Origin of the sequence: Geotalea toluenoxydans JCM 15764 (genome assembly GCF_001311985.1) — a bacterium.
Classification (GTDB): Bacteria; Desulfobacterota; Desulfuromonadia; order Geobacterales; family Geobacteraceae; genus Geotalea; species Geotalea toluenoxydans.
Window position 1 is genome coordinate 26,245 of sequence record NZ_BBCJ01000038.1, and the last position, 7,940, is coordinate 34,184.

Sequence of the window (7,940 nt, forward strand, 5' to 3'; positions counted from 1 at the left end):
TAAGATCACGAAGAAATGCTAAAGGAAGGCATGTGTCGGTGAGTCCTTAACGAAAGAACAGTTCTTATCTGTTTGAATGGCACTTAGTGTCCTTAGTGTCTTAGTGGTGAAAGCAGTACTGGAGAATGGAAAATGGCACTTATTGAAATCACCAATGTGAAGAAACACTACACCAGCGGAGAAGACGTTGTCGAAGCTTTGCGCGGTGTTGATATCAGCATAGAAGCCAGTGAATTTATCACCATAATGGGGCAGTCAGGCTCCGGTAAGAGCACCTTGCTCTCAGTTCTGGGAGGAATGAACCATCCGACTTCCGGAGATGTCGAGATGGCCGGCGTACGTCTTTATGACCTGCCAGGGGAAAAGCTGGCTGACTTCAGGGCACAAAACCTTGGGTTTGTTTTCCAATCATTTCACCTGATCCCGTACCTGACCGCTGCAGAGAATGTCATGCTGCCCTTAGCAATTGTCAAAATGGCTACCAATGCAAAGAGGGCCGCGGCCCGCCAAGCCCTTGAAAAGGTCGGTCTGGGGAACAAGCTTGGCCGGCTCCCCAACCAATTATCCGGAGGCGAGCAGGAACGTGTTGCCATTGCCAGGGCTATTGTCAACAATCCGCATATACTTTTGGCTGATGAGCGACCGGCAACCTGGATTCCAAGACCAGCGAAGAGGTCATGGCATTATTCAGGGAGTTGAATAATGCCGGACAGACAGTCGTGATGGTAACGCATAATGCTGAAAATGGGGCGTACTCTGACAGAACCATAAGCTTAAGGGACGGCATGGTTGTTGGTTCAGTTTGAGGTGGTCTAGTGAATCTGTTCCCTGTCAGAGACCTTGTCATTTTGGTGGTCTGTAGCAACCGGGATGTTCTAGAGGTTATAGAAAGGCTTTTGGGCCATTTGGAGATCAATGTCACATGCGTCATGAGCACGGATGCAGCGCTTGTCATGCTGCAGACTGAAACCTACAGCGCCATGATCAGCGATCACAAAATGAAAGACTTTAACGGGCGGGAATTCAGCCGGACGGTGCGGCAACTATTTCCTGCTCTCAACGTTGTGTTGTTTGAAGGTAACACCAGCTCACAGGTCATGGATCTGTTTTTGGACCCGGAAGTGTCGGAAATTTCGGAAGTACAAAACCAAGCTTGCAGTCTTGGGGACATGTTGATGAGCATTCTGAGGGGCGAAAGGGGAAAAACCTATCTTCTGAGGCAGACATCAACGAGATGATATGGAGGGAAAACCAATGGATGCCATGGAAATTAGTGCCTCTGCCTTGACCGCCGAAAGAACCCGGATGAACCTGATTTCATCTAACCTTGCCAACGCCAATTCCACCAGGACAGATGAAGGTGGCCAATACCGACGCAAAGATGCGGTGTTTGCCACTGTTCTTGATGGTGCAAGCGCCAATATGGAGGGAGGGGCAGAGGTTATTGGAGTCGAGGTTGTCAATATTATTGAGGACCAGTCCCCCCCTCGGCTTCAATACGACCCTGGACACCCAGACGCAAGAGAGGATGGTTATGTTGCATATCCGAATGTCAATATTGTTGAGGAAATGGCCGACATGGTGACTGCGACGAGAGCATATGAAGCGAATGCCACGGCTATGAAAGCTGGCATGGATATGCAGATGAAAGCCCTTGAGATCGGCTCAAAATGATCATGACTGGCTGGGCAAAGAGTATAAATCTGCGGAAGACATGAAAGTAATATTCGTTACAACGATCATGCTGTTACTTCTTCCGATTGTAGCACTGGCAGATACGCAGCTGCCGGTCCAGAACGGCGTCATCACTTCTGGTGTTGGCTGGCGACTCGATCCATTCGGTAGCGGAAGGGCCATTTTGCACCATGGGATCGATATAGCCGTACCGGTCGGAACCCCTGTTCGTGCCACCCGCAAGGGTCAGGTTGTCTTTTCCGGCATACGTGGCGGATATGGATCGACCGTTATAGTAGAACATGCCAATGTCGACCGTACCCTCTATGGTCACAACTCTTTGTTGCGTGTGAAGGCTGGCGAAATGGTCGAATCAGGTACGGTCGTGGCTTTTTCGGGCAACACGGGTAGATCCACAGGACCCATGTGCACTTCGAACAGCTGCCTAGCGGCCGCGCCCTAACAGAACAGGCTGAAACAGAAAATATTGAGATGCCCCAAATTGCTGCCAGTACTGATCAGCGATACAGGCTGGAACAACAGATGGATGAATCGGTGAGTTCCATCCTCAGGACCATCAACAGGAACGGAACAGCAGGACAGGGCGGTTAAGGCTTAGACCATCTAAGCAGGCTACTATCCACGAACAGAAGAAAGGCTGTAATGAGACCTGCTCAAAGTTGACGATTAACCGGAAAGACTCAGGATCACACATAAATGCAAATTCAGAAGTTATCAATAACCCCATTACGCCCAATCATCCTGGCTTGCTTTCTTGTTTGCATAAGCCTTTTCCACTATCTGACACCGCTTCATCTCCCTTATCTTCACGATATTTTCCAGCGTCTCTACTATCTGCCGATAATCCTCGCTGCCCTATGGTTTGGGTTGCGTGGTGGGTTAATCTGCTCAATCCTTGTCAGCATTGCTTATGCACCGCATCTCCTTTTCCAGTGGGGCGGCCACCTGACCCTGGAAATGGAGAAATATCTTGAAATAATGCTGTATAACATTGTAGGGGGTGTGACCGGCCTGCTGTCCCAGCGGGAGCGGGAGCGCACAGTGGAGCTCCAGAAAACAGCCCGCGCTGGAGGAGTCATACCAGAAGCTGCAAAACCAATCTGAGCGTATCATAATCATCGAGGAACAGTTGCGACGGGCTGAGAAGCTGTCTACCTTGGGAGAAATGGCGGCGGTACTGGCCCACGAGATCCGAAATCCACTCGGTTCAATTCGTGGAACAGCCGAGATATTGAAGGACGACTACACGCCCGGTGACCCAAAACAGGAATTCATCGACATACAGATCAAGGAGACCGAGCGTCTGAACCGGGTGGTGGAGGATTTTCTCCATATGGCACGACCACAGCCAGCTGACATGCAGCTCTGTCCGATTCAGGAAGAATTGGAAACAATAGTGGCTCTGCTTTCCAATGACGCCAGGGGACGACAAATTTCACTTGTGCTGAAACCGGCATCCACCCCTGTAATAATCAGTGCCGACGGTGAAAAGCTCCGACAGGCTTTTCTGAACATTATCATCAACTCCTTGCAGGCAACACCGACGGGGGGCAGCGTAACGATAACGACAACACCCCATGAGACAGGCTCATGTGAAATCTGCTTCCGTGATAGCGGCCCAGGAATAGATGCAGAGACGATGAATCGCATTTTCGAGCCTTTTTTTACTACCAAACCGGATGGTACCGGTTTGGGCCTGGCTATTACCAGGAAGATCATTGAAAGTCATGGCGGAACAATGCAGGTGGAGAGTGAAGTTGGTCACGGAACTATAGTCAACGTCACCTTGCCGATGCAGAATGCTTCCGACGGGGGATTGCGGTGAAAGGAAAGATTCTTGTAATTGATGACGACAATTCGCTACGGCGGGTGCTGGAATACAACCTCAAAGAGGAGGGTTATGAAGTCCAGGCTGCCTCATCGGGTGAGGAAGGCTTGTTTTTATTCGGACAATCTCAGCCTGACCTGGTTATTACCGATATGAAAATGTCGGGCATGGATGGACTGATGGTGCTCAAGTCAATAAAAGAGCGTTCACCGGAGACTTTGGTGATAATCATAACCGCATTCGGAACGGTGAACATAGCAGTGGAGGCCATGAAAGCGGGGGCTTACGACTACATCACCAAACCCTTCAACAGGGATGAACTCAAACTGATTGTCCTGAAAGCGCTTCAGTTCAATGGGCTGGCTGAGGAGAACAAGCGGCTGAAGAGCCAGTTGTCGGATAAAACTGATTTTCGCACTATTATTGGCAATTCAAAAGAAATGGAGAAGGTTTTCGATGTGATTCGCAAGGTGGCCGACACTGAGGCTGCCATTTTGATTACAGGCGAATCCGGTACGGGAAAGGAGCTGGTTGCCCGCTCCATCCATGCTAACAGTTCAAGGAGAGAAGCTCCATTTATAGCCATCAACTGTGCAGCCATTCCCCGTGACTTGTTGGAGAGTGAACTTTTTGGCCACGTAAAAGGAGCATTTACCGGAGCACTGAGAGACAAAACCGGCAAATTTCAATTGGCGGATGGCGGAACACTTTTCCTTGATGAAGTCGGCGAACTTCCGCTGGAATTACAGCCAAAGTTGCTCAGGGCTCTACAGGAGAAGGAGATTGAACCTGTGGGAGGCACTAAGGTTCAGAAAATAGATGTCAGGGTGGTTTCAGCCACTAACGTCAATATAGACAAGGCTATAGCTAACGGTTCATTCCGTGAAGACCTTTATTACCGCCTGGCAGTCATACCGGTACACCTCCCCTCCCTACGCGAGCGGCGCAAAGACATCCCATTACTGATCAAATACTTTTGTGGCAAGCATGGCAGTGAGAATGTCACCCTCGAAAATAGCGCCCTTGAGGCTCTGGTGATGCATTCCTGGCCGGGAAACGTACGGGAGCTGGAAAATACCATCGAACGCCTTCTCATTATGCGAAACGGCGATATGATTTCTGTTGATGACCTGCCGGATAAACTTCGCGAGAAACGTGCTCAGGGGACAGCAGTAATAAAACTGCCCGATGAAGGGTATCCTCTTGAGCAATTGGAGAGGGAAGTGGTCGTTGCCGCCCTGGAACGCAGCTCATGGAATCAGACAGCGGCTGCCCGCTTCCTGAGAATTCCCCGGCATACGCTTATCTACCGAATAGAAAAATATGGCATTACTCCGCCGGGTCAGAAATAGGCATGTTCCCCATTTTTTAAAAACCTTAATCTTTGTGGATAAAGGCCGAAAGGTATCTATGCATGGGCTGCAGTGACGAATATTCCTACCTTGTGGGGAATATTCTCCATGTCTTGACATTCCGACCGCAGTAATAAATCTGCAAAATCAGTAAGATATGAGTTGGCACAACCTGTGTAATTGTAACTGTATTGAATTTATGTTTGGGAGCTTCCATGAAAACACTACACACGTTTGCTTTACTACTTCTATTGGCTGTTTCTCCAGCCATGGTGTGGGCGGAAGAGGGTAAGCCGCCTGCGAGGATCTCTCACGCCTCATCGCTTCCGCGCTTGATAAAAATCCGGAACTCAAATCTTCCCAGGCCCGCTGGCAGATGTTTGCCAATCGGGTCAAACAGGCGTCGGCCCTTGAAGATCCCATGTTCATGTTCAAACTGCAGAACCTGATGGCAAAGGAACCTTTTGCCTTCGATAAAGACCCACAGACCTCCAAGGTAATCGGCATATCCCAACAACTTCCCTTTTGGGGCAAGCGCGCTATCAAACAGGAAGTGGCACAATATGAGGCGGAGTCATATAAATGGGCCATCGAAGAACGGAAACTTGAATTGGCCCGCATGGTGAAAGAGACCTATTACCAGATTTACGCCGTGGACAAGTTTCTACAGATCATCGACAAGAACCTGCAGATACTGACCGATTTCATCACCATTGCCGAGTCCAAGTATTCAGTCGGCCAGGGGGTGCAGCAGGATATTTACAAGGCGGGCTTGGAAAGATCCAAAATGCTCGACATGCAGATAACCCTGAAACAGCAGCGAAGGAGCTTGGAGCGAATCTCAACTATCTTCTCTACCGGCCCGATACTACCCCCATTGGTAGAATCCCCGACTTCGATTTACCGAAACCGTCCCTGTCAGCCGAACAGCTGAAAGAAGCCGCTTTCGCCAAAAGGCCCCAGGTGAAGAGCCTGATCAGCCTGGCCAACAAGGGAGATGCCTCCCGCCGCCTGGCGCAAAAGGAGTACTACCCCGACTTCAATCTCTCCTTCGAATACATGTTCCGTGAGGCGGTAAATACTGAAATGACAAAAGATCCGGGCGACAACATGTTTACCGTCGGCGTCACGTTTAACCTGCCACTGCAGCGTGAGCGCCGACAGGCCATGGTTGCTGAAGCGACTTCCGAGACGAACATGTCTTTGGAGGAGCTCAACGGCCTGAAGAACAGCATCACCTATTCCATTCATGATATTCTGGCCCAACTGGAACGGCGGCAGAAACTGGTTGAACTGTACAAGGGGGGATTATTCCCCAGGCTGAACAATCACTGGAATCGGCCATTATCAGCTACCGTGTAAACAAGGTGGACTTTCTCACCCTGCTCGACGGGCGGGTCAACCTGTTCAATTACGAGCGGGAACTTTACGACTCCCAGGCTGAATACATGATGAAGCTGGCCCAGTTGGAAGCACTTGTCGGTGGTGAATTGCCGTGGCCGGCTGGCCAGACTCCAGCTTCAACTGCGGTCAAGTAGCCACCGACTGCATCCGTTCAGAACAGAAACAACTATCCATATATCGAGGTACGACCATGAGCCTGAACAAGAAAATTGCAATTCCGTTGATATTTTTGTTGATTGCCGCGGCAGCTGGCGGGGGGTGGTACCTGTGGCAGCAGAAGAGCGCTAAAACGTCGACTGGAAAGGATGCGAAGGTAGCTCAGGGCAAACAGCTCTATACCTGCTCAATGCACCCGTTTATCATCAAGGACAAACCGGGCACCTGCCCGATCTGCGGCATGGAACTGATCAAGAAGATCGATGGAGCGGCAGGCAGTGGGCCGATGACTGCGGAGCAAAAGCAGCAGGCAGAGATGATCGGTCACGTCTCCCTTTCCCCGACCCAGAGGGTCATGGCCAATGTGGCTACCATAGAGGTCAGGCGGCAGGATTTGAACAAGGAAATAAATGCTGTCGGCATCGTCCAGTTCGATCAGTCTCGCCAGGCCAAGGTCACTGCCTGGATAGGAGGAAGAATAGACAGGCTTTTTGTTGACACGGTCGGCTCTTGGGTAAGTAAGAGCAAGCCTGTTGCTGAAGTCTACTCCCCAGACTTAGTGGCGACCCAGCAGGAATATTTGCTGGCGGTGAAAAGTCGCGATCAGCTGAAGAATTCCCCCATTGCCTCCATCTCCCAGAATGGTGACGGGCTGGTGCAGTCGGCCAAGCAGCGGCTTTTGCTCTTTGGCGTCAGGGAAAACCAGATTGCCCAATTGGAGAAGGCAGGGAAGCCCAATATCCGCCTTCCCATCTACCACACCCTTTCCGATAGTGATCGAAAAGATGGTTCAGCAGGGGCAGTATGTCAATACCGGTGATCAGCTGTTCAATATTGCCGACCTTTCCAATGTTTGGGTGGAAGTTGAGGTTTACGAGAATGAATTCCCCAATGTCCATATTGGACAGAGGGTGGAAATCCGTTCCCAGTCCTTCCCGGGCAAGTCGTTCAGTGGCAAGGTTTCCTACATCTACCCATTTCTCGATCCGAAAACGAGGACGGTGAAGGCTAGGGTGGAAATGCCCAATCCCGGCATGAGGCTGAAACCTGACATGTTCGTCAACGCCATCATCAAGGTCCCACTGGGATCGGCCATTGTAGTTCCAGTCACCGCGGTACTTGATACTGGAACTCGTCAGGTGGTCTGGGTGGAAAGTTCACCGGGGATGTTCGAACCCCGTGATGTGAAGGTTGGACAGCAGACCGACGATAAAATCCAGATCATATCAGGCATCAATCCGGGTGACAAAGTGGCGGTATCCGGCGGCTACCTGATCGATTCCGAGTCACAACTGAAAGGCGGCGGCGGTCAGGATCACAGCAAGCATACGGGCGGCAAGCCGGCTGCACCGGGACAGGCTCCGGCAGCAGGGGGGCATGAGGGGCATACGTCACAGCCCGCCTCCCCAGGGAAGAAACCTATGAATATGGATGACATGAAAATGTAATGTTTACCCCCCTTTATGAAAGGGGGGCGAGGGGGGGATTTGCCGCCAAAACCATCA

7 protein-coding genes and 3 pseudogenes are annotated in these 7,940 nt (G+C 50.8%); all 10 read left to right on the forward strand.

What is annotated here, in order from left to right; translation table 11 throughout:
• Positions 1-132 precede the first annotated feature (132 nt).
• Positions 133-806, forward strand: a pseudogene (locus JCM15764_RS18960) (ABC transporter ATP-binding protein).
• Positions 807-851: 45 nt separating this feature from the next.
• On the forward strand, positions 852-1,238 hold the full coding sequence (locus tag JCM15764_RS18965) for a response regulator (protein WP_243689433.1): 387 nt from the start codon (positions 852-854) through the stop codon (positions 1,236-1,238).
• A gap of 16 nt (positions 1,239-1,254) precedes the next feature.
• Entirely contained in the window at positions 1,255-1,674 is a 420-nt protein-coding gene (flgC, locus tag JCM15764_RS18970; RefSeq protein WP_054698444.1) for a flagellar basal body rod protein FlgC, read from the forward strand.
• A 67-nt stretch (positions 1,675-1,741) separates the two neighbouring features.
• Positions 1,742-2,137: a M23 family metallopeptidase gene (locus tag JCM15764_RS18975; RefSeq protein ID WP_243689434.1), complete on the forward strand. Its 396-nt coding sequence runs from the start codon at positions 1,742-1,744 to the stop codon at positions 2,135-2,137.
• A 254-nt stretch (positions 2,138-2,391) separates the two neighbouring features.
• A pseudogene (locus tag JCM15764_RS18980) lies at positions 2,392-3,520 on the forward strand (two-component system sensor histidine kinase NtrB).
• Positions 3,517-4,875, forward strand: a complete 1,359-nt coding sequence (locus tag JCM15764_RS18985) for a sigma-54-dependent transcriptional regulator (RefSeq protein ID WP_054698446.1) — start codon at positions 3,517-3,519, stop codon at positions 4,873-4,875. The pseudogene JCM15764_RS18980 and the gene JCM15764_RS18985 overlap by 4 nt, the downstream one beginning before the upstream one ends.
• Positions 4,876-5,251: 376 nt before the next feature.
• Positions 5,252-5,809: a TolC family protein gene (locus tag JCM15764_RS27325; protein WP_500778440.1), complete on the forward strand. Its 558-nt coding sequence runs from the start codon at positions 5,252-5,254 to the stop codon at positions 5,807-5,809.
• A 29-nt stretch (positions 5,810-5,838) separates the two neighbouring features.
• Entirely contained in the window at positions 5,839-6,237 is a 399-nt protein-coding gene (locus JCM15764_RS27330) for a TolC family protein (protein ID WP_279384568.1), read from the forward strand.
• A 5-nt stretch (positions 6,238-6,242) separates the two neighbouring features.
• Positions 6,243-6,413, forward strand: a complete 171-nt coding sequence (locus JCM15764_RS27335) for a hypothetical protein (RefSeq protein ID WP_279384569.1) — start codon at positions 6,243-6,245, stop codon at positions 6,411-6,413.
• Between the two features lie 56 nt (positions 6,414-6,469).
• A pseudogene (locus tag JCM15764_RS18995) lies at positions 6,470-7,883 on the forward strand (efflux RND transporter periplasmic adaptor subunit).
• The last annotated feature ends 57 nt before the right edge of the window (positions 7,884-7,940 follow it).

Bases quoted from the DNA above. Each gene is read 5' to 3' on its own strand.
- flgC (WP_054698444.1), top strand. From the start codon at position 1,255: ATGGATGCCATGGAAATTAGTGCCTCTGCCTTGACCGCCGAAAGAACC.
- JCM15764_RS18975 (WP_243689434.1), top strand. From the start codon at position 1,742: ATGCTGTTACTTCTTCCGATTGTAGCACTGGCAGATACGCAGCTGCCG.
- JCM15764_RS27325 (WP_500778440.1), top strand. From the start codon at position 5,252: ATGTTTGCCAATCGGGTCAAACAGGCGTCGGCCCTTGAAGATCCCATG.